This window comes from Burkholderia anthinoferrum, assembly GCF_002925705.1.
Taxonomy (GTDB): Bacteria; Pseudomonadota; Gammaproteobacteria; order Burkholderiales; family Burkholderiaceae; genus Burkholderia; species Burkholderia semiarida.
The window spans coordinates 20,146-44,660 of the sequence record NZ_LFZP01000061.1; the positions used below are offsets into that span (position 1 = coordinate 20,146).

Sequence of the window (24,515 nt, forward strand, 5' to 3'; positions counted from 1 at the left end):
CCGAGGCTCAGGCGGTTGCGTGGTCGATTGCATCCATCGCCGCGACGAGGTCCTCGACGCGGAGCGGACGCTCGAAATTCGCCGAATGAGGCGCCTGTAACGTGAATCTGGCGACGGTCTCGTAGTGGTCCCGCGTAACGGCCCCGGGGCCCAGGTCGCTCAGCCGGACAGGCAGGCCGATGCGTTCATACAAGCCGGTCAGATCGCGCATGAAGTCCGGTGCTCGACCTTCGAGCTGTAGCTGTACGAGCAGCGCATATGCGACCTGCAACCCGTGTGGCGCTGCGGCCGCCGTTTCGATTCGGGAGAGGCCGCGCGTCATTGAATGTGCGATCGAGAGCCCCGCGCTCTCGAAGCCCAGGCCACTCATCAGAATGACCGCTTCGACGAGTCGGTCGAACCCATGGCCGGTGCGGCCGTGCGCGAGTTCGTCCAGCACCGTTTCGGCGTCGGAGCGGATCAGCGAGAAGCATTCACGCGCGAGAATGTACGCGGAGTACGACGACCTGGCGCCGAACATGTTTTTTCCGCCACTGCGCAAGCACTGCTCTGCCTCGAAGTATTTGCTGATCGCATCGCCAATTCCGGCCAGCAGAAAATGTGTCGGCGCCTTCGCGATCACCGCGGTATCGACCAGCACGTACGCGGCGCTGCGCGGCAGGTGCCTGACCGATGCGAGTTGATGGTTGTCGTCGTAAAGCACATAGTTCTTGGAAGTCGGCGAGTCGTTCGATGCCACGGTAGGCACCGTGATCAAAGCGCAACCAGCAGTGTCGACGAGGGCCTTTCCGGCGTCCAGCGTCTTGCCACCACCGATTGCGACCACGACGCCATAGTCGAACGATTGCGTGGCACGCTCCAGTTCGCGCACTTTGCGATCCGTGAGTTCACCGTCGAACGCCAGCCAGAGGACGTCGATTCCGTGTGCGTCACATGATGCCGCGATGCGCGCGCCGAACTGCCTTTTCACGAAAATGTCGCAAAGAACCAATGCACGCTCCGAGCAATCGCGGATGTATTGACCGATCTCGTCGAGGACGCCATCTCCCTGAATGTATCGCCCTGGAGATCCAAAAATGAGTGCAGTCATGATTTCGAGTAACAGAGAAGATGGATCGATGCGGGGTCTAAACCGGATGCAATCAAACTGACGCGCCGATGACCACCGATGTAATACGCATTCCAGAATGGCCGGGCGGCTCGGCCCCATGAAGCACGGCTTGGATGGCGTATTTGCCAACACGCCCGGCAGCATGGATGCATCAATCCGTGCGGCCTGCGGCCGGAAGCAAGAATTGGACAAACTGGTCAAGTTGCGATGTAACCATGTGCTCGCCGCGGTGAATGCGAGCGCCCCGCGCTTCGGCTTCCATCAGAAACCGCGTGACGGCAGGTTGCATGACGACCTCCGCGACGACCATGCCCGCCGTGAGCCGCGAGGTGTCGCACGGCAGGGCGTCGTCAGGCTTGAGCCCGAGTGACGTCGCGTTGATCACGATGTCGTGGCGGTCGGGTTCGCCGCTGTCTGCGGTTACCGCGCAGTCCGGCACCGCCTTTCCGACGAGTGCGGCCAGATCGTTCGCCTTTTCCCGATTCCGGTTCGCAATGGTCAACCGCGCAATCCCTTCGCGCGCCAATGCCAGCGCAAGGGCGGTTGCCGCCCCGCCGGCACCCAGTAGAAGCACGCGCTTGCCCGCAAGCGCAATACCCTCCCGCCGCATGCCGGTGACGAATCCGGAGCCGTCGTACATGCGTCCCGTGTAGCTGCCATCAGCGTTGCGGCGCAGCACATTGACGACGCTCAGCAGCGATGCGTCCCCCTCGAGCTCGTTGCACAGTTCGGCCGCAGCCTGCTTGTGCGGAATCGTGAGGACGATGCCGGCCAGATTGGCGATGTGCCGCAAACCGTCGCATGCCTGCACGAGATGTTCGGGACGCACGGCCCACGGGACCATGATGGCGTTGACGTTCCGGCTGGCGCAGAGCGTATTGAACAGCGTCGGCGTGCGGACATGAGTGGCAGGCCATGCCATCAGGACGATGAGCTGTGTTTCGCCATTGACGATCGGCGAGGAGGGTGGGGTGGTGAGCATACGCGTCTCCGTGTTCTTGATGATATATGATGCATCATTATTCGAGTGCCCCGCAACTGCTATTTGCCCGCTGATGGCTTCGTCGTTGCATTCGAAAAATATATGATGCATCATGCATCAATGCGGCGGGCAAAAATGGCGTGCTTGCCTCGTTCTTTTCAGGTTCCAACAGGAGACTCTATGTCGACAGCATTGCAGGAGAGCGATCATGCGCTTTCCACGGAGACGCTCGCGCGGTTGCGCGAAAAGGCCCAATTCGTCCGCCTCGAGACGATCCGTCTGATCGAAATCGCGAAGACGGGTCATTACACATCGGTGTTTTCAGCAGCCGAAATCTTTGCGGCGTTGTACTACGACGTCATGTCGGTGCGAGCCGGCGAGCCGCGCTGGAAGGACCGCGACCGGTTCACGATGGGCAAGGGACACGCTGCCGTCGGCCTCTTTCCCATTCTCGCCGAGTACGGGTTCATCGAGCGCGAGACCCTCGATGGCTACACGCGGCTCGGCAACCCGCTTGGCGACCACCCGGACATGACCAAGGTCCCCGGTGTCGATTTCAGCTCGGGGTCGATCGGCCATGCGCTGTCGAATGGGGCCGGCATGGCGAAGGCGGCGCAGCTGGCAGGCAGTCCCTTCAAGGTTTTCACGTTACTGGGTGATGGCGAAATGCAGGAAGGGCAGGTATGGGAAGCCGCGTTGTTCGCGGCGCACCACCGCCTTTCGAATCTCGTCGCGATTGTCGATCGCAATGGTTATCAACTCGACGGCAAGGTCGACGACGTCATCGGCATCGAATCACTCGCAGATAAATGGCGCGCGTTCGGCTGGGAGACGCATGAAGTCGACGGCCACGACTTGGCGGCCCTCGTGCCGTTGTTGCGTCGGGTCAAGGCGGACACGGCACGCAGCAAGCCGGCCTGCATCATTGCGAAGACGATCAAGGGCAAGGGCGTGTCGTACATGGAAACCGAGCCGGGCTGGCATCTCGGCTATCTGGCACCCGACGACGCGCAACGTGCGATCGAAGAAATCAAGAGCAAGGTGATCTAAGCATGTCTACTCCGCAAAATCCCGATTCGTGGCAATACCGGGCGCTCAACGCGCGCAATCCTGGGCTCGACTATTTGTCCGATGCGCTGATCGACCTCGTGCGCGAAGGCCATCCCGTCGTCGCCGGCTCCGCCGATCTCCAGTATTCGAATGGCTTGAACAAGTTTGCCAGCGAGTTTCCGGAGCGCTACGTGCAATTCGGCATCTCCGAGCAGAACATGGTTTCCGCGGCCGCCGGCATGGCGACCACCGGCCTGATGCCCTTCGTCGCGACTTTCGCATCGTTTCTCGGCCTGTTGTGCTGCGAGCAGATCCGCATGGATGTCGCGTACTGCAAGCTACCGGTGCGGCTGGTCGGTCACCATACCGGCATCTCGCTCGGCTTCTACGGTACCTCGCATCATGCGACGGAAGACATCTCGACGATGCGCGCGATCGCTAACCTGACCGTCATCTCGCCGGCTGACGGTGCGCAACTGGCCGCGGCGATTCGCGCGTCAGCCACGTGGCCGGACCCGATCTACTTCCGCATCGGACGCGGGCGCGATCCGAAAGTCTACGAAGACGGTGTCGAGTTCACGATCGGCAAGGCGATCGTTCACTCGGTCGGGCACGACGTCACGATCATCGGCTGCGGCTTGCCCGTCGCAGGTGCGCTCGAGGCAGCGACCAAGCTCGGAGCGGAAGGCATTTCTGCCGGTGTGATCGACATGCCGACCATCAAGCCGCTCGACCGCGACGCCATTATCGCGGCGGCCAGGCAGTCGAGCGTGCTCGTCACGGTGGAGGAGCACAACGTGATTGGCGGCCTCGGTGCGGCAGTGGCGGAGGTCCTGGCCGACGAGGGCCTCGGCGTGCGGCTCGTGCGGCATGGCATCTACGACGAGTACAGCCTGATCGCGCCACCGACGCATCTGTATGCGCACTACGAACTCGACGGTCCTGGCATCGCGCGCGTCGCACGCGCCGCGCTTGCGAAGGCAACCTGATCGATCGGCCGCCCGCTAAATGAACATCCATATCGCGGGCGGTGCAGGCGTGTCGATGTTAATGGTTCGCGAAGGGTGCATCGGGTCTCGTTCGTCCATCCGTCCCGGATATCGAGACCCGGGCGCCACCATTTCGCGCCGGTTTTGACAAAAGTGGGAATAGCGATGTTGAATGGCGAAAGCTGGCGTGGCGCCGAGCTGCGCGATACGGACCTTCTGAAAGATGTATGCCTGATCGACGGTGAATGGACTGCGGCAGACGACGGGGCTACGATCGACGTATTCAACCCTGCGACTGGCTCAGTGCTCGGTAGCGTACCTCGGGCGGGTGCCGCCGAAACGCGACGCGCGATCGACGCGGCGTCCCGGGCCCTGCCGCTTTGGCGGGCCAAAACCGCGAAGGAGCGCGCGGCGCTGCTGCGACGGTGGCACGATCTGATGCTCGCGCATCGCGAAGATCTGGCGAAAATCATGACGCTCGAGCAAGGAAAGCCGCTGAACGAGAGCCGCGGCGAAATCAACTATGCCGCGTCGTTCGTCGAGTGGTTCGCCGAGGAGGGCAAGCGCGCGTACGGCGACACGATTCCGTCGACTGCGGCCGACAAGCGGATCGTCGTGCTGAAGCAGCCCATCGGAGTATGCGCGGCCATCACGCCATGGAATTTCCCGGCGGCGATGCTCACGCGCAAGCTTGCGCCAGCGTTGGCAGCCGGTTGTACGATGGTGCTCAAACCGGCGAGTCAAACTCCGTTCAGCGCATTGGCACTCTGTGTGCTGGCCGTTCGTGCAGGCATTCCCGACGGCGTGATTTCGTGCGTGACGGGCAACGCGAGCCAGATTGGCGCCGAGATCACGTCGAATCCGGCCGTGCGCAAGCTTTCATTCACCGGCTCGACCGAAATCGGCAAACAACTGCTTGCCCAATGTGCGGCGACGGCCAAGAAGACGTCAATGGAACTGGGCGGCAACGCACCGTTCATCGTATTCGACGATGCCGATGTCGACGCTGCCGTGCGCGGCGCGATCGCGTCAAAATATCGCAACGCCGGGCAGACCTGCGTATGTGCGAACCGCCTGCTCGTGCAGGATGGAATCTACGATCACTTCGTCACGCGACTCGAGAAGGCAGTCGCCGAGCTCGTGGTTGGAAACGGTCTTGATGAACGCGTCACAATCGGCCCGCTGATTGACGGCAGCGCCGTTTCGAAAGTCGAAGAGCATGTGCAGGACGCGCTCGCGAAGGGCGCACGCATCGTGACGGGCGGCCAGCGCGCAGCACTCGGCGGAAACTTCTTCGAACCGACTATCCTGGCCGATGCGACACGAGACATGCGAATCTTCGACGAAGAGACGTTCGGACCCGTTGCGCCGGTTTTCCGGTTCAACACGGAATCCGAAGCTGTCGCCCTGGCGAACGATACACCGTTTGGCCTGGCTTCGTATTTCTACGGGCGCGATATCGCGCGCGTCTGGCGGGTCGCGGAGGCGCTCGAATACGGCATGGTCGGCATCAACGACGGGATCGTATCGACGGAAGTCGCGCCGTTTGGCGGCGTGAAGGAAAGCGGCCTCGGCAGGGAAGGATCCCGCCATGGTCTCGACGACTATCTAGAAATAAAGTACTTGTGCTTCGGCGGCATCGTCTGAACGCCGTCCGATCGAGGTCCGATTGAAAGATGAAATGGCCGGCACCCGCGGCCATTTCATCAAATCGACTTCGAACCGGGTCCCAAATCGGCTTAAAAGCCTGATACATAACCACCATCGACGGGCAGCGTCACGCCAGTCACGAATGCGGCCGCAGGGGAGGCAAGAAACACCGCGGCACCCGCCAGGTCGTCTGCCTCGCCCCAGCGTCCGAGCGCAGACCGCGCCACGATCTTGTTCGACAACGCTTCCGACTCCCAGAATATCCGGGTCATCTCGGTTCGGTGATAACCCGGCGCGATGGCGTTGACGCGCACGCCGCTGCGCCCATATTCGTGTGCCAGCGAGCGAGTCAGGCCGACGACTCCGGTTTTGCTTGCGCAGTAGGCCGGTACGTCGGCGTCGGCGAGGTAGCTCAGCATCGAGGCAATGTTGACGATCGAGCCCCGGTACTGTTCGAGCAGCGGGCGCGCGGCTTGCGAAACGCGCATCACGCTACGCAGGTTGACATCGAGCACATCGGTGAAGACGTCGTCCGTGTATTCGTCGCGCGGACGAGCCACGCCGGCCGCATTGATCAGCACATCGACGCGCGCGAGGCTGCCGAAGAATGCATTTATTTCTCGTTGGTCGCGCACGTTCAGCGCGGCGAAACGCAGCCCCGACAGGGATGCGTCGTCGCGAAGCGCGTCGAGCTTCTTCATCGACGATCCCGTGGCGGTGGTATGCGCGCCGAGTCGGTGAAACGTGCGCGCGATGGCCAGCCCGATGCCACTTGTGCCGCCGGAAACGACCACGTGTTTTCCCGCGAAAAGATCGGCGCAAAATGTGCCATTGTCAAAGCTCATGAAGTGAAACTCCTTTAACGCGGCGCGGCGGAAACAATGAGTGTATGCGCGCCGTTGCATTGGAAAGGGGCAGTTGAAACGACTCAGTCGCTCTTGCCTTGCCCGCGGATTTCCGGAATCGACCGGACGGGCGGGATCGTGTACTTGTAGAACAGGTTGGCCGGGTTCGGGTCGATCTTCTGATCAACGTTGCCTTGCGTGATGATTGCGGGCGGGAAGCCGGAACCTAGCGGCAGGTTGTTGGCATCGACGCGCCGCGTGAATGCGTTGTGGATGAATTCAATGGCCGCGACGCCCGTCTGCTCGCCGGAATTCTCGCCGGACACGAGGATGTTGCCCTTCTTGATCTGATCGAGTTCGCCGCGATAGCCGCCGGCTGCATCGGCAATGCGGATCTTCCCCTGCTTGCCCATGTTGCGTACGGCACGTAATGCGCCGAGCCCCATGAAGTCATTTTCCGAGAGGATGAAATTCAGTTTGCTCCCGTGCGCGGACAAAATGTCTTCGGTTGCCGCGAGACTGCCTTCCTCGGTCCACTTGCCAACGCCAAGCGCGAGCACATTGAACTTGATGTCCGGTGCGCTCAACTTCCCGGTCTTCTTCAGCGTCTGGAACAGTTCGAAGCCGCGCAGCATGGCGTCATCGCGGCTCGCCCCGGGGGCCTGGTCGCGCATGCGCTGATAGACGATGCCCGTGATCAGACCGTTGATTCGGCTTTCCGACGTCGAGTTTCCGAGCACGCCGATGATGACGGCTGCGTCGATCGGCGTGTCCTTGCCGGCTGTTTTCGCCACATATTGGCCGACCTCGAAGCCGCTTGCATACGGATTGCCGAGCAGCGTGGTAAGGACGCGGGCGCTTGCGTCCGGCGTCGTGCCGACGGTGACGACTGGAATGCCGGCATCGACGGCGCGATTGACGCACGCGGATACGCCCAGTGTATCGGTCGGATCGACCACGATGACATCCAGCTTGCGCGTGACGAAATTGTCGATCTGCGCACATTGGCGTTGGAGATCACCGTCGGCGACCTGCACGTCGATCGAATAGCCGTACTTTGCGGCGCTCGCCCGCGCGCCCTTGATAAGCTCCACGAACCATGGATTACCGAGCGTGATCTCTGTCCAGCCGATTCTGATCTCCTTTGGATTGGCAGGCTGTTTCGGCCACGCCTTGCGAATCGCAGTCCGATCCGGCAGCGAGGGATCGACTACGCCCGACAGGGCGGTGTTGGGTAGCAGCGTGTAGATCCTGGCCTTGGCCTCGCTATGGATCGGGGCGGTGATGCCGAACGCCAGCATGCCGGCTGCGGCGAGTGCCTTGCGAGCAACGCGCATTTGAGTCTCCTGAACGATATTGTTTGACGAAGTAAGGCGTGGAGCGGAAGGCCGCGCGGCGGCCTCTTGCACGGACGCGCTGTTCAGCGTTGGCCGATGCGCTGAACCAGAACGGCGAGAATGATGATGGCGCCCTTGATGATCTGCTGCGGATACACCGGTACGCTCAGCAGATTCATCACGTTGCCGATGAGCCCCAGCACGAGCACCCCAATCACGGTGTTGAGAACTGAGCCCCTTCCGCCGGAGAGTAGTGCACCACCGATCACGCACGTGGCGATCCCGTCGAGCTCCAGGCCGACGCCAGTGATCGGTGTGCCGACACCCGTTCGGGCCGTGTAAATGATGCCGGCGACGGCGCTCAGTGCGCCGGAAATCACGTAGACGCAGAACTTGTAGCGGCGCTCGGAAATACCTGCAAGCCGCACCGCCATTTCGTTGCTGCCGGTGGCGACGACCATGCGTCCGAATGTGGTGTAGTTCATCAAGAAGTAGAACAGGAGCGCGACGCCCGCGGCGAGTACGACGGGCCAAGGTACGTTGAGCCACGGTACGCTGCCGCTGCCGAATTCGTTGAGCAACTCCGCTGCGGGCAGATCGAGTGGCAGCATCGTCGGCTGGCCGTTCGACATCATGTACGTGACGCCGCGCGCGATGGTCATCATGGCGAGCGTGACGATGAATGGCGCGAGGCCGAAGGCGGTCACCAATATTCCGTTGAATGCGCCGAAAAGCGCGCCAAGCGTGACGGACAGCACGACTGCGAGGAGGAGCCCCGGCGTGGCGCCGAACGGCATCACCGGCACCAGCATGGCTGCCAGCAGGCCGCCCGCGGCCGCGATCGACCCCACCGACAGGTCGATGCCGCCGGTATTGATCACGAGCAGCATGCCCAGGCTGACGAGCAACAGCGGTGTCAACTGCCGCAGCAGGTTATAGAGGTTTTCCTCGCTCAGAAACGCCGGTGACATGATGCTCGATACGGCGAATAGCACGATGAGCATGATCAGCGCGTTGTAGCGCGCCACGCTGCGAAGCAGCGGTACGTCGGCGCGCTGCGTTTGCATGATTCCTTCCATTACTTCACTCCCATGGCCAGCGATATCAGCGACTTTTCATTGATGGCGGGGCCGCTGAGTTCGCCCGCGATACGGCCTGCGCGCATGACGACCACACGGTCGCACAAGCCGATGATCTCCGGCATGTCGGAGGAAACCACGATGATGGCGGCGCCGGTGCGCGCGAGTTCGTTGATTACCTGATAGATCTCGATCTTGGCGCCGATATCGACGCCCCGGGTCGGCTCGTCAAGAATCAATACGCGGCATCCGTTCGAGAGCCACTTCATCAGCGCGACTTTCTGCTGGTTGCCGCCGGAGAGCGTCGACACGTCGACCTCGGTGTCGCGCGCCTTCACCCGGAGCTGCTTGATCAATTCGCGTGTGCGCACGCGCTCGGCACGATGATCGAGAATGCAGCGCAGGCGCGCGAGCCCGTTGCGCGGCGTCATCATCGCGTTGACGCGGATTGGCATGTCGAGCAGCACGCCTTGCTGCTTGCGATCCTCGGGCAGCATGCCGATGCCGCTTTCGATGCCGTGACGGGGACGTTTGAGTTTTGGAATTGGCCGGCCATCGACGAGGATTTGGCCGCTGCTCTTGCGGTCTGCGCCGAAGATCGCGCGCATCGTTTCCGTGCGCCCGGCGCCGACGAGACCGCTGAATCCCAACACTTCGCCCGCGCGCACATGGAACGACACATCGCGCACGTTTTCGCCCGCGCACAGCTCGCGGACTTCGAGCCGTTTGTCGCCGATGCACGCGTCGCGTCTGGGGAACAGATCCTGGAGCTCGCGGCCCACCATCAGTTGAACGAGACGGCTCTCGTCGATGTCGGCAATGCGCACCGTGCTGACGAAGGTGCCGTCCTTGAGCACGGTGGCGCTGTCGCACAGTCCGAAGATCTCTTCGAGTCGATGCGAGATGTAAATGATGCAGACGCCGTCGCGCTTCAACCGTTCCAGCAGGGCGAACAGACGCTCGGTTTCGCGCGCGGTCAGCACCGCGGTCGGCTCGTCGAATACGAGAACGCGCGACGTCCGGGAAAGCGCCTTGCAGATCTCGACGATCTGCTGTTCGGCGACCGACAACGTCGATACGGGGCGCGATACGTCCAGTTCGCCGAAGCCGAGCGCGGCAAGCTGTTCGCGGGCGCGCGCATAAAGTTTCGACCAACGAATGATCGACGTTCCCGCGCCGATGTCGTGCAGGAAGATGTTCTCCGCGATGGAAAGATGCTTTGCGAGCGAAAACTCCTGGTGAATGACCGAGATCCCGTGTGCCCGCGCAGTGTGGGGACTGTCGATCGCAAGCTGGCGACCATCCAGAAGGATCTCGCCTTCGTCGGGCGTGTGGGCGCCCGCCAGTATTTTCATGAGCGTCGATTTACCCGCGCCGTTTTCGCCCATCAGCGCGTGCACCTGGCCGCCGTATGCATCGAGGCTGACGTTACGCAGCGCGTGTACGCCGCCGAAGTGCTTGCTGATGTTGCGCATGACCAGATGGTTGCTCATCGTCTCCTCTGTGATCGTGTTTTGCATTCTGCGAACTTCATCGCGGGTGCCTGAGCGAACCTGCGGTGCCATGTGGCTGATGCGACATGCATGATGCATCATATATCCGCATGGCTTCGTGTTAGATGGGTATTTGCCCTAACAAGTTGGCTCTACCGGAGCGCCGGCCATTGCTCTATGATGATGCATCATATATCTATCGTGACGGGAAGCGGCGCCGAGGCCCTCGCGAGGCTGTCCCGTTGAATTGACACCAGAACCGGACACAGGAGACATCATTGAAATACGACTACATCGTGATTGGGGGCGGTTCGGCGGGCAGTGCCGTCACCGGTCGGCTGATCGAGGCCGGCGCGAACGTCTTGTTGCTGGAGGCGGGGCCGCGTGACAGGAATCCGCTGGTGCACATTCCGGCGGGTTTCACGAGGCTGCTGTCCACGGACCTGCTGTATCACTACGAAACCGAACCGCAAACGGGACTCGATGCCCGTCCGCGCATCGTGCCGCAAGGGCGCGTGCTGGGCGGCGGCAGTTCCGTGAACGCGCTCATCTATATCCGCGGCCAACGCGAGGACTACGACGAATGGGATCGTCTAGGCAATTCCGGATGGTCTTACGACGAGGTGTTGCCGTACTTCAAGCGCGCCGAGGACAACGAGCGACTCAACGATCGCTATCACGGCGTAGGCGGGCCGCTTGGTGTATCCGATCTCACGCAGCGCTGTGAATTGTCGACAGCATTCGTGCGTGCCGCGCAGCAGGCTGGCATTCCTTTTACCCACGACTTCAACGGTGCCACGCAGAACGGCGTCGGTTTCAATCAGATCACGACACGCAACAAGCGTCGTTGCAGCGCCGCCGTGGCCTATCTGCGCAAGGCCGAGGCGAGCGGCCGCTTGACGATCCGCACCGATGTCCGCGTGGACCGGATCCTGATCGACGCAGGCCGGGCCGTCGGGGTGGAATACGTCAGCAATGGCGAGGTCGTCCAGGAGAAGGGCTGCAAGGAGGTGATCGTGTCGGCCGGAGCCGTGCAGTCGCCCCGCTTGCTGTTGCTTTCGGGAATCGGCGCGGCCGCCGAACTCGCCCGGCACGGTATTGAGACGGTGTACGATCTGCCGGGCGTCGGCGCGAACCTGCAGGACCATATCGAGTTTCCCGCGGTTTCGTATTGCACCGGAAACTACGGCTACTACGGTCAGGACAGCTTCGCCAATACGCTGAAAAACGGACTGCAGTACTTGCTGTTCAAGAGCGGTCCTGTCACGTCGAACGTGACCGAAGCCTGCGCGTTCGTCAACGTCGACGCGCCGCAAGAGCGGCCCAACATCCAGATGCACTTCGTGCCTATCGTGTTTCTGGACCTCGACCAGGACCACGTGAAGTCGGCAGGCGCGACGATCAATCCGTGCGTGCTACGCCCTCAAAGCCGTGGCGAGATTCGCCTGCGCAGCGCGGACCCGGCCGCTGCGCTGTGGATCGATCCGAAGTACTTCCAGCATGCCGAAGATCGGCGCGTCGCCGTTGCCGGCCTGAAAAAAGCGCGCGAAATTCTCGCGCAGCCCGCTCTGCGCGCCTATACGGGGGAAGAAGCGCTGCCGGGTGCTGGCGTCGCGACCGACGCCGGGCTGATGGACTACATTCGCAAGCGCGCCAAGACCGTCTATCACCCGGTCGGCACGTGCAGGATGGGCGTGGACGAGCGCGCAGTGGTCGATCCGGAATTGCGCGTGCGCGGCATCGACGGATTGCGGGTGATCGATGCATCCATCATGCCGAATCTCGTGTCGGGCAATACGAACGCCGCATCGATCATGATAGGCGAGAAGGGGGCGGACTACGTGCTCGGCAAATCGCTGCTGAACAGCGCAGCGCTCGACGCGGTGGTGTAGCGATGGTGGAACACGACGTGACGATGGACATGAACAGCACGGTGGAGACGATGGGCGCGTGGACCTGGCAGATCGCCGGCGCCCCTTCCGCGCTCGTGTGGCAGCGGGTTCCGAGGCCGGCGCCGGGGCCCGGGGAGGTGCTCGTACGCAACCGCGCCGCAGGGCTCAATCCGGTCGACTGGAAGTTCATCGATTGGGGTGCGCCCGACTGGCGGCCGGGTCACGTGCCCGGTGTCGACGGCGCGGGAGAGGTCGTTTCCGTCGGCGCGGGGATACAACGGGAATGGCTGGGTGTGCGCGTGGCCTACCATCAGTCGCTCGCGCGCGACGGTAGTTTCGCGCAGTACACCGTGGTGCCGGCCCGCGCAGTGTTGCGCTTGCCACCGGGCCTGGGCTTTGCCGAGGCCGCGACATTGCCGTGCCCCATGCTGACCGCGTGGCAAGCGATGCAAAAAGTGCCGCACCATCCTGGCGCCGAGGCGCTCGTGAGCGGGGCCGGTGGCGCGGTCGGCACGCTGTTGGTCCAACTTGCCGTACGTGCGCGCTGGCGCGTCTCCGTCATGTGCAACGCCCGTCATTTCGAGCGGATGGCGCGTCTTGGCGCTTCGACCTGCCTGTCGCCCGATATCGGAAGCAGTGCCTTTTCATCGCGTCGGCCGTTCGATGCAGTGTTCGACACGGTGAGCGGTCAGCATGCCGTCCGGCTGGCCGCTTCCGTGGGCGCGAACGGCCATCTCGTCTGTATCCAGGATCGTCTGGACACGTCGCCGGTCGCGCCGTTCACGACTGCAATCTCGCTGCACGAGGTGGCCCTCAATGCACTGCACGCACACGGGTCGGCCGCGCAGTGGCGCACGCTGGTCGACGCGGGCGAGCGTCTGCTCACGGATGTGCTGCATCGTGCGCTGGCGCCGCTGCCGATCGAGCCGACGTCGGTATCGCGCTTGCCCGAGGCGCTGGAATCGCTGAAGGCTCATACCGGGCAAGGCCGGCCCGTCGCCGTATTCGACTGACCGCGCACGGTTGCCGCGGCGTGCCGATGAGGTCGCCGCCTGTTGCAGCGAGGAAGCGTGATGTATCATGCATGACAACATTCTTTTTCGTCCCGTTATCAGAATGAAGCCCCTCGCCCGTGTGGAAAAGAGCAATCTCTCGTCACGCATCTATGAAGAGATTCGCTCCCGACTCATGAATGGTCAGTACGCGCCTGGCGACCGACTCCGCATCAACGATCTCGCCGAAAAACTGGGCACGAGCATCACGCCCGTGCGCGAAGCGATTTTCCGTCTGGTCAGTGAACAGGCACTCGAGATGACTGCGGCCACGTCGATCATGGTGCCGGCGCTGGATGCCGATACCGTTGGAGAGATCCAATTGATGCGACGCCTTCTGGAGGGCGCGGCGGCCAAGCAGGCCGCGCAGCGCATTACCCCGAAGGAAATCCGCCATCTGAGCCTGACGCACGACGAGTTCATCGAGGCAGTTGCCGTGAGTCCGTCGGAGGCAGCGGAGCGCAACCGCGATTTCCATTTCGAATTGATGGCAGCCGCCGGAATGCCCACGCTCAGCGCGACCGTGGAAACCATGTGGGTCAGGATGGGGCCGCTGTTGCACACGTTCCATTCACATCTGCCGCCCCGCGAGATATCGAACCGATCGCATCCTCACTATCGCGTGCTTGCCGCGCTGCGCAAGGGCGATGCGGAAGGCGCATCCCAGGCGATCCAGGAAGACATCGAATGGGGCCAGCGCGTGCTGCTCGAATGGATGGCCGAGCGTGAGCGTGACGAAGTGGCGGCGACGTAAGCAGCCGCACGCTCCGATTGCGTTACCGCATGCGTTGGTGGTAATGGCGCACGGCGGCCTCGCGCCGCCGTGAATACTCATTGCGTCATCACGCGATGCTGAAGCCGCCGTCGATCGGCAGGACCACCCCCGTGATGTAATCTGCATCGGCCGAGCAAAGGAATCTCACGCCTCTGGCGACATCCGAAGGGTGCCCCCAGCGCCCAAGCGGCACACGCGCGCGAATGGAACCACTGCGTTCCGGGTCGTTGAGCGCTCCGGCCGACAGCCGCGTTTCGATCCAGCCCGGCGCTACCGCGTTGACGCGCACTCCGCGATCTGCGAAAGCTGCGGCGTGCGCGCGCGTCAGGCCCACCACGCCGGCCTTGCTTGCCGTATAGGCAGGATTCCGGGCCGAGCCAAAAAAGCTCCACATCGACGCGATATTGACGATGCAGCCGCGCACCGCGGACAGCTTCTCGAGCGCGACTTCGGTCGTGAGCTGGCAGGCGTTCAGGTTGACATCGACCACTTTCCGAAATCCCGCCGAATCGAATTCGGCGCGATCGTGAAGGATGATTCCGGCAGCATTGACGAGCACGTCAATCCGCGCCAGATCGCCGAATGCGTCACGCACGGCAGCAGCCGATGTCACGTCGACCCGCCGGAACTCGATGGCGGGATCGAGATCCTCGTCCGCATCCTTGCCGACTGACACGGGGTACAGACCGGCGCGCCGGAACTCTTCCGCGATAGCGCGCCCGATACCGGTGCCTCCGCCCGTTACTACTGCAACTTTCGTCATGGACTTTCCTCCTGTGGAAATTGAATATATGATGCATCATATTCTTTGATCGTGACGCGCACAAGCGTACGGCTCGATCGTGGCAACGGAGGCGGAGAGTCACGAGCCTTTCCGAAGGCCATGCAGATGGTGCGATGACGATGACGGCAAGAGCGAACCACGTTCTCAATTCAACAACTGGAGACTCGAATGACCCATGCGAAGCGGTTCTACATTGCGGGCGAATGGCAAGCGCCCGATTCAAGCGCTCACATCGAAGTGGAAAATCCGGCGGACGAAGCGGTCATCGAGACGATTGCCGCCGCCTCCGCGTCCGACGTCGATCGTGCGGTGGCGGCCGCGAAAGCGGCGTTCGGCGAATTTTCGCGGACCACCGTCGAACAGCGGGAGCGCTGGCTCGTCAAGCTGCTGTCGATCTACAACCGTCGCTATGACGAGATGGCACGCGTCATCTCGCTTGAAATGGGCGCGCCGATCGATTTCGCAGTCGCGGCGCAGGCGCGCACCGGACAGGGACACATCGAAGCCGGCATCAACGCCCTGCGGACGTTCCGCTTCCGGCATTCGGTCACTGGCGGGACCGTGGTTCGGGAGCCTATCGGCGTATGTGCATTGATTACGCCGTGGAACTGGCCGATCAACCAGATCGCGTGCAAGGTGGTGCCCGCCCTCGCAACCGGATGCACGATGGTGCTCAAGCCGAGCGAAGTCACGCCGTTGAGCGCGCTGTTATGGGCCGAAATGATCGACGAGCTGGATTTGCCGCCGGGCGTGTTCAACCTGATCAACGGCGACGGGGCGGCCGCGGGCGCGACGCTCGTGGCGCATCCGGACATCGATATGATTTCGTTTACGGGTTCAACGCGCGCCGGCAGCACGATTGGCGCGGTGGGCGCGCAAATGATCAAACGCGTCACGCAGGAGCTGGGCGGAAAATCGCCGAACATCATTCTCGAGGGTGCCGACCTGCACGCGGCAGTGGAGAGAGGTGTGCGTCATTGCATGGCGAACAGCGGACAGTCATGCAATGCGCCGACGCGCATGCTCGTACCCCAGAACGAATACGCTGCCGCGGTCGAAATCGCCCGTGACGCGGCCAACGAAATTCGCGTCGGTCGACCTGATCATCGCGGCAACCATATCGGCCCCGTGGCGTCGCGCGTTCAGTTCGAGAAAGTCCGCGCGCTCATCCGGGCCGGCATCGACGAAGGCGCGACGCTCGTCGCTGGCGGGCCGGATGCGCCGGCTGGTCTCGAGCGCGGCTACTATGTGAAACCGACGGTGTTCGCCGATGTGCATAACGAGATGCGTATCGCGCGCGAGGAGATTTTCGGCCCCGTGTTGACGATGATCCCGTATCGCAGTCTCGATGAGGCGATCGCCATTGCAAATGACACGCCGTACGGGCTTGCTGCATATTTGCAGGGAGATGCGGAGTTGGCGCAATCCGTGGCCGGGGAGCTACGTGCCGGTATGGTAAGCCTCAACGGCGCCGATCAGTCTTTCGAAGCGCCGTTCGGCGGCTATAAGCAATCCGGCAATGGACGCGAATGGGGCGCGTTTGGTTTTGAGGACTACCTGGAAACGAAGGTCATTAACGTGGCGGCGTGAGGACTGGCGCGGGATCGCTGTTGGTGAAGCCGTGAATGCGGGGGGGCGGCAACTCGTTGCAGTGTCGCTGCCGGAAATCCCCACTACATCGATGTTCGCGAACATTCGGAGCAAGCCGATCGGATTGCTTGGCCGTGTCGAGCGTGAGCGTTCCGTTACCCATGAGCCTTCGGCCTGCGGTCGAAGGCTGTATTGCGGAACCATTCGCGCCACCTTGGTTCCTCTAGTGTGATGATGGCGTTGAGCCGGCCGCGTGCGCGGCGCGCGGATCATGGCGTACCGGATGTTCGACGTGCTGCAAGCGGCGTTTGCGCAGGTCGTGCCCGACGCGATTCCGGCGCTCGGCGCGGGCGGGAACTGGCTGATCATCGACGGTATTCTCGGCAGTTGGGGCGGCGGCGGTCGCAATGACGGCACGAAGGCATTGCGAATCCGCCCGGCAATCTGTCGAACCAGCCGGTCGAGTTGATCGAGGCGCGTCTGCCGCTGAACATCTCCGACTATGGCTTCGTCACCGATTCGGGAGATGCGGTGTGTCACATCGCGGCAGGCGGTGCTGGTTACGGCCATCCGTGGGAGCGCGATGCGCAAGCCGTGCTCGACGAGATCGACGTTAAGGACTATCCGAACCACGTACGAAAACGATCCGCCGGTGCGCGAATCAAGGCCGCTACGGCCTGCCCGGGCAGAGACCAATCGTGGCGCGATGCATGCCCGCGCGTCGCAACGATCGGCAGCGCGCTCAGCGATTCACGACCGAGTACACGAGCGTGCCGGAGAACATCAACAGCACGAGCGAGGCGCCGCGCAGCAGCGTCGACGTGCGGGCGGCCCATGCGCGTTGCGAAGTGACGAGGCCGCCGAGGGACGACCAGCCCACGCCGATCGGCGCGAGCACGAGCAGAAATACGACGAGCGTCCATGCGAAATAGTGCGCCGACCGGAACGCCTCCAGCGGAAACAGCGTGCTCGAGAACAGCAGCGCCTTCGGATTCATCATCGTCGCGACGAACACGTCGCGAAAGCTCACCGGCGTGCTCGATACGTCCTGCAGCACGCGGCTGTGCGTCCACATCTTGAGCGCGAGGAAAAGAATGTAGACGGAACTCGCGAGCTTGACCACGTCATAAAGCCAGGGCCGGCCGGCAGCGAACGCGGCGAGGAAGAATCCCCATACGGAAATCGCGATCGCGTAGCCGAGCGCTTCGGCGATCACGAGCGGCCAGGTGCCGCGCAGGCCGACCTTCAACCCGGACGACAGCAGCAGCGTATTGGTCGGCCCCGGCACGATCAGCACCAGCGATACGTACATCGACATCTTCAGCAACGCTTCCTGGATGGGCATGCGGCCTCCTCGATTCGTCAGTGTCGCGGTTTGCGTCCGGTCCAGGCGGGGTGCACCGTTGAACTGGCGGTGGCCCGGTACGCGCAACCGTTCGATCTGCTTACTCGGCGCTTCCTGTCCGATGCGTCTGGCGAGCATCGCTCATGTTCGCCCGGACACATCATGACGAATTTCTCCGCAGGCGCGTTGAATTATTTTTGGGGTCGAGATCGAAGCTGCCGAAATGAGAAAAGATCGTCATCTTTGTTTTGGTAATGGCGAAGGTTTTATTTCTTTCCCTTGAATTCGGTTGGCCATTTATCGTTTTTTTGTAAAACAAGGACATTTGATGATGGACATTGAATGAAAAAGTGAATTTATTAGTTCGATAAAATTAAATCGGTTGATGCGGGATATTTCGTCGAAATTCCTCGGGATTTAGAATTTCTCTGAACAACCCGGGATTGATATGAAATTTTTCGAGATAGACCATCGTGAACGCTGCTATGGTGTGTCCCGGAGGTCAAGTGCACGGTGTGACAATCCTGACTGCAATTAGGCAAACTGAATAAATCCATGCACCAATGGCGATCGACGCGTCGGCAAGCCAATTTGTCGACGTGGAATCCGTTGCGCGGTGTGCCGCCGCGTGAAATGGGGATTCGCGTTGTTGCCTGACTTCGCTGCAATTCACGTGCCTTTTCGACGCCATTCGTCATGATGGACGAAACACGTCATGACGTATTGACGAACGATTTTCCGGTTCAACTCGACGAGGCGGCACTATCCATTCAGGTTTCAAATCCCATGGGAAGCGTGTCATGAGCAATCCGATCAGGAATATTGTCATCGTGGGCGGCGGCACGGCGGGCTGGATGTCCGCGTCGTACCTCGTCCGCGCGCTCCAGCAGCAGGCGAACATCACGCTCATCGAGTCCGCGGCGATTCCGCGGATCGGCGTGGGCGAGGCGACCATCCCGAGTTTGCAGAAGGTGTTCTTCGACTTCCTCGGGATACCGGAGCGGGAATGGATGCCGCAGGTGAACGGCGCGTTCAAGGCTGCCATCCGGTTCGTGAACTGGAGGAAGTCGCCCGACGGTTCGCGCAGCGACCACTTCTACCATTTGTTCGGCAACGTGCCGAACTGCGACGGCGTGCCGCTGACCCACTACTGGCTGCGCAAGCGCGAACAGGGCTTCCAGCAACCGATGGAGTACGCGTGCTACCCGCAGACGGAGGCGCTCGACGGCAAGCTCGCGCCGTGCCTGGCCGACGGCACCCGCCAGATGTCCCACGCGTGGCACTTCGACGCGCATCTCGTGGCCGACTTCCTGAAGCGCTGGGCCACCGAACGCGGGGTGAAGCGCGTGGTGGACGAGGTCGAGCAGGTTCACCTGGACGACCGCGGCTACATCTCCCGCCTGTCCACCAAGGAAGGCCGCACGCTCGAAGCCGACCTGTTCATCGACTGCTCGGGCATGCGAGGGCTCCTGATCAACCAGGCGCTGAAGGAGCCCTTCATCGACATGTCCGATCACCTGCTGTGCGACAGCGCGGTCGCCAGCGCCGTGCCCGCCGACGACGCGCGCGACGGGATCGAACCGTACACGTCGGCGATCGCGATGAACTCGGGGTGGACCTGGAAGATCCCGATGCTGGGCCGGTTCGGCAGCGGCTATGTATTCTCGAGCAAGTTCACGTCGCGCGACCGGGCCACCGCCGATTTCCTCGGCCTCTGGGGGCTTTCGGACAAGCAGCCGCTCAACCAGATCAAGTTCCGGGTCGGGCGCAACCGGCGCGCGTGGGTCAACAACTGCGTTTCTGTCGGGCTGTCGTCGTGCTTTCTGGAGCCGCTGGAATCGACCGGCATCTACTTCATCTACGCGGCGCTGTACCAGCTCGTGAAGCACTTCCCCGACACGTCGTTCGATCCGCGCTTGATCGACGCGTTCAACGCCGAAATCGTCTACATGTTCGACGACTGCCGGGATTTCGTGCAGGCGCACTATTTCACCACGTCGCGCGACGACACGCCGTTCTGGCGCGCGAACCGGCACGACCTGCGGCTGTCGGACGCGATCAAGGAGAAGGTCGAACGCTACAAGGCGGGGCTGCCGTTGACCACCACGTCGTTCGACGATTCCACGTACTACGACACCTTCGACTACGAATTCAAGAACTTCTGGTTGAACGGAAACTACTACTGCATTTTTGCCGGCCTGGGGCTGCTGCCCGACCGGTCGCTGCCGCTCTTGCGGCACCGGCCCGAGTCGATCGACAAGGCCGAGGCGATGTTCGCGCGGATCCGGCGCGAGGCCGAGCGTCTGCGCACGACGCTGCCGACGAACCATGATTACCTGCGCTCGCTGCGCGAGGGCGATGCGGCGCTGTCTCGCAGCGAGCCCGGGCCGACGCTCGCGACGCCGGAGATCCTGTAGTGGACCGCGCCCCGGACCGCGTACGCACGATCGCGGCCACGCACGCCGCGGTGGCGGCCTGCGATCCGCTGCAGGCGCGCGCGCTCGTCCTGCGGCTGCCGGGCCTGAACCGTCAACGGGACGTGCGCGGCATCGTCGGGCTGTTGCGCGCGTTCCTGCCGGCGCGCGGCGTCCCTTCGGGCTGGGGCTTCGTCGAAGCCGCCGCCGCGATGCGGGACATCGGGTTCTTCCTCGGGTCGCTCAAGCGGCACGGACACGAGCCCGTGGACGTGGTGCCCGGGCTCGAGCCGGTGCTGCTCGAGCTGGCGCGCGCGACCGGCCTGCCGCCGCGCGAGACGCTGCTGCACGTGACGGTCTGGAACCCCGCGGCGGCCGACGCGCAGCGCAGCTACACCGGGCTGCGCGACGAGGCGCACCTGCTCGAGAGCGTGCGCATCTCGATGGCGGCTCTCGAGGCGGCCATCGCGTTGACCGTCGAGCTGACCGACGTGCCGCTGAGGTCGCCCGCGTTCGCGCAAGGGTGCGACGCGCTCGCGGTCCATCTGCAGAAAATGGTCGACTCGATCGTCTACGCGTACCGGTTCATCTCGTTGCAGGTGTTCTACGACGAGCTTCGTCCGTTCTACGAACCGATTCGAGTCGGCGGCCAGCACTACCTGGGCCCCGGTGCGGTCGAAATGCCCCTCTTCGTGCTGGAGCACGTGCTGTGGGGTTCGCAGTCGGACCACGCCGCTTACCGGGAATTCAAGGAGACGTACCTGCCTTACGTGCTTCCCGCGTTCAGGGCGATCTACGCGCGGTTCGCCGGGCGTCCGGCGCTCATCGACCGCGTGCTCGGCGAAGTGCAGGCGGCATGCGCGCGGGGCGAGCCCGTCGAGGCCGGATTGGCGGCCCTCGACCGGGTATTCGAGATTCTGCTGCGCTTTCGCGCGCCTCACGTCAAATTGGCGGAGCGCGCGTACGAAGTCGGGCGAAGCGGTCCCACGATCGGCAGCGGCGGGTACGCGCCCAGCATGCTCGGCGATCTGCTCGCACTCACGCGTGCGGCACGGTCGCGCGTTCGCGCCGCGCTCGACGAATCCTGACGCGCGACGCGCGCGGCCATGTGTTCCATCTCAACAGGAGAGTGTGCCCTCATGACTCAACAGAGCCCCGCGAACGGGCGCGACAGCAACCACTTCGATGTGATCATCCTCGGTTCGGGCATGTCGGGCACCCAGATGGGAGCCATCCTGGCCAAGCAACGGTTTCGCGTGCTGATCATCGAGGAATCGTCGCACCCGCGCTTCACGATCGGCGAATCGTCGATCCCCGAGACGTCGCTGATGAATCGCATCATCGCCGATCGCTACGGCATTCCCGAGCTTGATCACATCACGTCGTTCTATGCGACGCAGCGTTACGTCGCGTCGAGCACCGGCATCAAGCGCAACTTCGGCTTCGTGTTCCACAGGCCCGGCGAGGAACACGACCCGAAGGAGTTCACGCAGTGCGTGATTCCCGAGCTGCCGTGGGGGCCGGAGAGCCACTATTACCGGCAGGACGTCGACGCGTACCTGTTGCAAGCCGCCATCAAGTACGGCTGCACGGTTCGCCAGAAGACGAGCGTGACCGAATACCACGCCGACAAGGATGGCGTCGCGGTCGCGACCGCGCAGGGCGAACGGTTCACCGGCCGCTACATGATCGACTGCGGCGGGCCCCGCGCGCCGCTCGCGACCAAGTTCAATCTCCGCGAAGAGCCGTGCCGCTTCAAGACGCACTCGCGCAGCCTCTATACGCACATGCTCGGCGTCAAGCCGTTCGACGACATCTTCAAGGTCAAGGGGCAGCGCTGGCGTTGGCACGAGGGCACCTTGCACCACATGTTCGAGGGCGGCTGGCTCTGGGTGATTCCGTTCAACAATCATCCGCGTTCGACCAACAACCTGGTGAGCGTCGGCCTGCAGCTCGACCCGCGTATCCATCCGAAAACGGACATCTCCGCGCAGCAGGAATTCGACGCATTCCTCGCGCGGTTCCCGAGCATCGCGGCGCAGTTCCGGGACGCCGTGCCGGTGCGCGACTGGGTCAGGACCGATCGCCTGCAGTTCTCGTCGAGCGCCTGCGTCGGCGACCGCTACTGCCTGATGCTGCACGCCAACGGGTTCATCGATCCGCTTTTTTCCCGCGGGCTCGAGAACACCGCGGTAACCATCCACGCGCTCGCGGCGCGCCTGATCAAGGCGCTGCGCGACGACGATTTCTCCCCCGAGCGCTTCGAGTACATCGAGCGTCTGCAGCAGAAGCTTCTGGACCACAACGACGACTTCGTCAGTTGCTGCTACACGGCGTTCTCGGACTTCCGCCTGTGGGACGCGTTCCACAGGCTGTGGGCGGTCGGCACGATCCTCGGGCAGTTCCGGCTGGTGCAGGCGCACGCGCGGTTCCGTGCGTCGCGCGACGAGCGCGACCTCGATCACCTCGACGACAACCCCCCGTACCTCGGGTACCTGTGCGCGGACATGGAGGGGTACTACCAGTTGTTCAACGACGCCAAAGCCGAGGTCGAAGCCGTGAGCGCCGGGCGCAAGCCGGCCGAGGAGGCCGCGGCGCGCATTCACGCCCTCATCGACGAACGGGAGTTCGCGAAGCCGATGTTCGGTTTCGGGTACTGCATCACCGGAGCCAAACCGCAGCTCAACAACTCGAAGTACAGCCTGCTGCCGGCGATGAAGCTGCTGCACTGGACGCAGACCAGCGCGCCGGCGGAGGTGAAAAGGTATTTCGACTACAACCCGATGTTCGCGCTGCTCAGGGCGTACATCACGACCCGCATCGGCCTGGCGCTGAAGTAGTCGGCCGACCTCCGGAATGAAAATGATCGAAGACATTCAATTGAACGAGGCGGGGGCCAGGGAGCGCCCCGCGGCAGCGTACGACGCGACCACGCGCGTGGCCGCGAGCTGGTACGTCGCGATGCGCTCGGCCGACCTCAAGGACAAACCGACGGCGCTGACGCTCTTCGGCCGGCCGTGCGTCGCGTGGCGCGGCGCGTCGGGACGGGCCGTGGTGATGGACCGCCACTGCGCGCACCTTGGCGCGAACCTGGCCGACGGGCAAATCAGGGACGGGTGCATCCAGTGCCCGTTTCACCATTGGCGATACGACGAGCGCGGCCAGTGCGTGCACATTCCCGGCCATAGCCCGGCGGTGCACCGGCTGGAGCCCGTTCCGCGCGGCGCGCGCCAGCCGACGTGGGTCACCGCCGAGCGGTATGGTTACGTGTGGGTCTGGTACGGTTCCGCGCAGCCACTGCACCCGCTGCCCGACATCGCCGCGGCCGACGTCGACAACGACGATTTCATGCATCTGCACTGCGCGTTCGAGACGACGACGGCGGTCTTGCGGATCGTCGAGAACTTCTACGACGCGCAGCACGCGACGCCCGTCCACGCGCTCCCGGTCTCGGCCTTCGAGCTCAAGCTGTTCGACGATTGGCGCGAATGGCCGGAGGTCGAGCCGCTGGCGCGGGCGGGCGCGTGGTTCGGCGCCGGGATCGACTTCACGGTGGACCGGTACTTCGGGCCGCTCGGCATGCTGTCGCGCGCGCTCGGCCTGAACATGTCGCAGATGAACCTGCACTTCGACGGCTATCCCGGCGGGTGCGTGATGACCGTCGCGCTGGACGGAGATGCCAAATACAAGCTGCTCCAGTGCGTGACGCCGATAAGCGACGGCAAGAACGTCATGCACATGCTGATCTCGATCAGGAAGGTGGGCGGCCTCCTGCGCCGCGCGACCGACTACGTGCTGTTCGGGCTCCAGACCCGGCAGGCCGCGGGGTACGACGTCAGGATCTGGAACGGGATGAAGCCGGACGGCGGCGGCGCGTACAGCAAGTACGACAAGCTCGTGCTCAAGTACCGCGCGTTCTACCGGGGGTGGGTGGACCGCGTCGGCTCGAGCGAACCGTGACGCGTGAGTCGGCAGCGCCGGCCGGCCCTCGTTTGCGAGGACGGATAGTGACCCGATGCGGCTGCGTGTCAGCGCAAGCCGACCGACATGGCCGGCCATCTTTGCGAAATGTCTGGTCAGGCGGGGAGTGCGTACAGTGCAGCGAGTTTGCTTGCGTGCCGACATAA

The 24,515-nt window shown here is 63.0% G+C and carries 20 protein-coding genes; 12 read left to right on the forward strand and 8 right to left on the reverse strand.

The window, feature by feature from the left end:
- Positions 1-7 precede the first annotated feature (7 nt).
- Together C5F75_RS29445 and C5F75_RS29450 are read right to left on the reverse strand one after the other, a co-directional pair.
- A complete protein-coding gene (locus C5F75_RS29445) occupies positions 8-1,090 on the reverse strand; it encodes a glycerol dehydrogenase (protein ID WP_059578994.1) in 1,083 nt (360 codons plus the stop codon).
- A gap of 172 nt (positions 1,091-1,262) precedes the next feature.
- Positions 1,263-2,093 carry a shikimate dehydrogenase family protein gene (locus C5F75_RS29450; protein ID WP_059579109.1) on the reverse strand — a complete coding sequence of 277 codons (831 nt, stop codon included), beginning with the start codon at positions 2,091-2,093 and terminating at the stop codon, positions 1,263-1,265.
- Positions 2,094-2,273: 180 nt separating this feature from the next.
- On the opposite strand from C5F75_RS29450, the gene C5F75_RS29455 reads away from it, so the two are divergent.
- The 3 genes from C5F75_RS29455 (at position 2,274) to gabD (ending at position 5,779) form a co-directional block, all read left to right on the forward strand.
- Positions 2,274-3,143, forward strand: coding sequence for a transketolase (locus tag C5F75_RS29455; protein ID WP_060010775.1), 870 nt, complete (start codon positions 2,274-2,276; stop codon positions 3,141-3,143).
- 2 nt (positions 3,144-3,145) lie between these two features.
- Positions 3,146-4,132, forward strand: a complete 987-nt coding sequence (locus C5F75_RS29460) for a transketolase family protein (RefSeq protein ID WP_059578999.1) — start codon at positions 3,146-3,148, stop codon at positions 4,130-4,132.
- A gap of 165 nt (positions 4,133-4,297) precedes the next feature.
- Positions 4,298-5,779, forward strand: coding sequence for an NADP-dependent succinate-semialdehyde dehydrogenase (gabD, locus tag C5F75_RS29465; protein WP_060010772.1), 1,482 nt, complete (start codon positions 4,298-4,300; stop codon positions 5,777-5,779).
- Positions 5,780-5,871: 92 nt separating this feature from the next.
- Here gabD and C5F75_RS29470 read toward each other — a convergent pair whose 3' ends face one another.
- The 4 genes from C5F75_RS29470 to C5F75_RS29485 form a co-directional block, all read right to left on the reverse strand.
- Positions 5,872-6,627, reverse strand: a complete 756-nt coding sequence (locus C5F75_RS29470) for an SDR family NAD(P)-dependent oxidoreductase (RefSeq protein WP_059579005.1) — start codon at positions 6,625-6,627, stop codon at positions 5,872-5,874.
- An 83-nt stretch (positions 6,628-6,710) separates the two neighbouring features.
- Positions 6,711-7,964, reverse strand: coding sequence for a sugar ABC transporter substrate-binding protein (locus C5F75_RS29475; RefSeq protein WP_059579007.1), 1,254 nt, complete (start codon positions 7,962-7,964; stop codon positions 6,711-6,713).
- A gap of 83 nt (positions 7,965-8,047) precedes the next feature.
- Entirely contained in the window at positions 8,048-9,043 is a 996-nt protein-coding gene (locus C5F75_RS29480) for an ABC transporter permease (protein ID WP_081066621.1), read from the reverse strand.
- On the reverse strand, positions 9,043-10,536 hold the full coding sequence (locus C5F75_RS29485; RefSeq protein ID WP_059579116.1) for a sugar ABC transporter ATP-binding protein: 1,494 nt from the start codon (positions 10,534-10,536) through the stop codon (positions 9,043-9,045). The genes C5F75_RS29480 and C5F75_RS29485 overlap by 1 nt, the downstream gene beginning before the upstream one ends.
- Positions 10,537-10,814: 278 nt before the next feature.
- Here C5F75_RS29485 and C5F75_RS29490 point away from each other — a divergent pair, with 278 nt between their 5' ends.
- From C5F75_RS29490 to C5F75_RS29500, 3 genes are all read left to right on the forward strand, one after another.
- Positions 10,815-12,428 carry a GMC family oxidoreductase gene (locus C5F75_RS29490; RefSeq protein ID WP_059579010.1) on the forward strand — a complete coding sequence of 538 codons (1,614 nt, stop codon included), beginning with the start codon at positions 10,815-10,817 and terminating at the stop codon, positions 12,426-12,428.
- 2 nt (positions 12,429-12,430) lie between these two features.
- Positions 12,431-13,441, forward strand: coding sequence for a zinc-binding dehydrogenase (locus C5F75_RS29495; RefSeq protein ID WP_104013159.1), 1,011 nt, complete (start codon positions 12,431-12,433; stop codon positions 13,439-13,441).
- A gap of 67 nt (positions 13,442-13,508) precedes the next feature.
- Complete coding sequence (locus C5F75_RS29500; RefSeq protein WP_081066620.1) at positions 13,509-14,234, forward strand: GntR family transcriptional regulator; 726 nt, start codon at positions 13,509-13,511, stop codon at positions 14,232-14,234.
- An 88-nt stretch (positions 14,235-14,322) separates the two neighbouring features.
- Here the strand turns inward: C5F75_RS29500 and C5F75_RS29505 are convergent, their stop codons facing one another.
- Entirely contained in the window at positions 14,323-15,018 is a 696-nt protein-coding gene (locus tag C5F75_RS29505) for an SDR family NAD(P)-dependent oxidoreductase (RefSeq protein WP_059579015.1), read from the reverse strand.
- 189 nt (positions 15,019-15,207) lie between these two features.
- Between C5F75_RS29505 and C5F75_RS29510 the strand changes: the two genes are divergently transcribed.
- On the forward strand, positions 15,208-16,629 hold the full coding sequence (locus C5F75_RS29510) for an aldehyde dehydrogenase family protein (protein WP_059579018.1): 1,422 nt from the start codon (positions 15,208-15,210) through the stop codon (positions 16,627-16,629).
- A gap of 283 nt (positions 16,630-16,912) precedes the next feature.
- Positions 16,913-17,098 (forward strand): hypothetical protein, encoded by a 186-nt coding sequence (locus C5F75_RS29515; protein WP_226093956.1) that lies wholly within the window; start codon positions 16,913-16,915, stop codon positions 17,096-17,098.
- Between the two features lie 273 nt (positions 17,099-17,371).
- Here the strand turns inward: C5F75_RS29515 and C5F75_RS29520 are convergent, their stop codons facing one another.
- Complete coding sequence (locus C5F75_RS29520) at positions 17,372-17,974, reverse strand: LysE family translocator (protein ID WP_059579025.1); 603 nt, start codon at positions 17,972-17,974, stop codon at positions 17,372-17,374.
- Between the two features lie 800 nt (positions 17,975-18,774).
- On the opposite strand from C5F75_RS29520, the gene C5F75_RS29530 reads away from it, so the two are divergent.
- From C5F75_RS29530 to C5F75_RS29545, 4 genes are read left to right on the forward strand one after another with little or no spacing between them, the layout of a single operon-like run.
- Positions 18,775-20,391, forward strand: coding sequence for a tryptophan halogenase family protein (locus C5F75_RS29530; RefSeq protein ID WP_059579028.1), 1,617 nt, complete (start codon positions 18,775-18,777; stop codon positions 20,389-20,391).
- A 50-nt stretch (positions 20,392-20,441) separates the two neighbouring features.
- The gene (locus C5F75_RS29535; protein ID WP_181035493.1) at positions 20,442-21,476 is read left to right on the forward strand and encodes a monodechloroaminopyrrolnitrin synthase PrnB family protein; all 1,035 of its coding nucleotides are present in this window, start codon (positions 20,442-20,444) and stop codon (positions 21,474-21,476) included.
- Between the two features lie 51 nt (positions 21,477-21,527).
- Positions 21,528-23,228: an NAD(P)/FAD-dependent oxidoreductase gene (locus tag C5F75_RS29540; RefSeq protein ID WP_059579034.1), complete on the forward strand. Its 1,701-nt coding sequence runs from the start codon at positions 21,528-21,530 to the stop codon at positions 23,226-23,228.
- Between the two features lie 25 nt (positions 23,229-23,253).
- Positions 23,254-24,348, forward strand: coding sequence for a Rieske 2Fe-2S domain-containing protein (locus tag C5F75_RS29545; RefSeq protein ID WP_104013166.1), 1,095 nt, complete (start codon positions 23,254-23,256; stop codon positions 24,346-24,348).
- The last annotated feature ends 167 nt before the right edge of the window (positions 24,349-24,515 follow it).

What these genes read in the sequence shown, in the direction of transcription:
- C5F75_RS29445 (WP_059578994.1), bottom strand. Translation starts at nt 1,090, where the DNA reads ATGACTGCACTCATTTTTGGATCTCCAGGGCGATACATTCAGGGAGAT.
- C5F75_RS29450 (WP_059579109.1), bottom strand. Translation starts at nt 2,093, where the DNA reads ATGCTCACCACCCCACCCTCCTCGCCGATCGTCAATGGCGAAACACAG.
- C5F75_RS29455 (WP_060010775.1), top strand. Translation starts at nt 2,274, where the DNA reads ATGTCGACAGCATTGCAGGAGAGCGATCATGCGCTTTCCACGGAGACG.
- C5F75_RS29460 (WP_059578999.1), top strand. Translation starts at nt 3,146, where the DNA reads ATGTCTACTCCGCAAAATCCCGATTCGTGGCAATACCGGGCGCTCAAC.
- gabD (WP_060010772.1), top strand. Translation starts at nt 4,298, where the DNA reads ATGTTGAATGGCGAAAGCTGGCGTGGCGCCGAGCTGCGCGATACGGAC.
- C5F75_RS29470 (WP_059579005.1), bottom strand. Translation starts at nt 6,627, where the DNA reads ATGAGCTTTGACAATGGCACATTTTGCGCCGATCTTTTCGCGGGAAAA.
- C5F75_RS29475 (WP_059579007.1), bottom strand. Translation starts at nt 7,964, where the DNA reads ATGCGCGTTGCTCGCAAGGCACTCGCCGCAGCCGGCATGCTGGCGTTC.
- C5F75_RS29480 (WP_081066621.1), bottom strand. Translation starts at nt 9,043, where the DNA reads ATGGAAGGAATCATGCAAACGCAGCGCGCCGACGTACCGCTGCTTCGC.
- C5F75_RS29485 (WP_059579116.1), bottom strand. Translation starts at nt 10,536, where the DNA reads ATGAGCAACCATCTGGTCATGCGCAACATCAGCAAGCACTTCGGCGGC.
- C5F75_RS29495 (WP_104013159.1), top strand. Translation starts at nt 12,431, where the DNA reads ATGGTGGAACACGACGTGACGATGGACATGAACAGCACGGTGGAGACG.
- C5F75_RS29500 (WP_081066620.1), top strand. Translation starts at nt 13,509, where the DNA reads ATGCATGACAACATTCTTTTTCGTCCCGTTATCAGAATGAAGCCCCTC.
- C5F75_RS29505 (WP_059579015.1), bottom strand. Translation starts at nt 15,018, where the DNA reads ATGACGAAAGTTGCAGTAGTAACGGGCGGAGGCACCGGTATCGGGCGC.
- C5F75_RS29510 (WP_059579018.1), top strand. Translation starts at nt 15,208, where the DNA reads ATGACCCATGCGAAGCGGTTCTACATTGCGGGCGAATGGCAAGCGCCC.
- C5F75_RS29515 (WP_226093956.1), top strand. Translation starts at nt 16,913, where the DNA reads ATGTTCGACGTGCTGCAAGCGGCGTTTGCGCAGGTCGTGCCCGACGCG.
- C5F75_RS29520 (WP_059579025.1), bottom strand. Translation starts at nt 17,974, where the DNA reads ATGCCCATCCAGGAAGCGTTGCTGAAGATGTCGATGTACGTATCGCTG.
- C5F75_RS29530 (WP_059579028.1), top strand. Translation starts at nt 18,775, where the DNA reads ATGAGCAATCCGATCAGGAATATTGTCATCGTGGGCGGCGGCACGGCG.
- C5F75_RS29540 (WP_059579034.1), top strand. Translation starts at nt 21,528, where the DNA reads ATGACTCAACAGAGCCCCGCGAACGGGCGCGACAGCAACCACTTCGAT.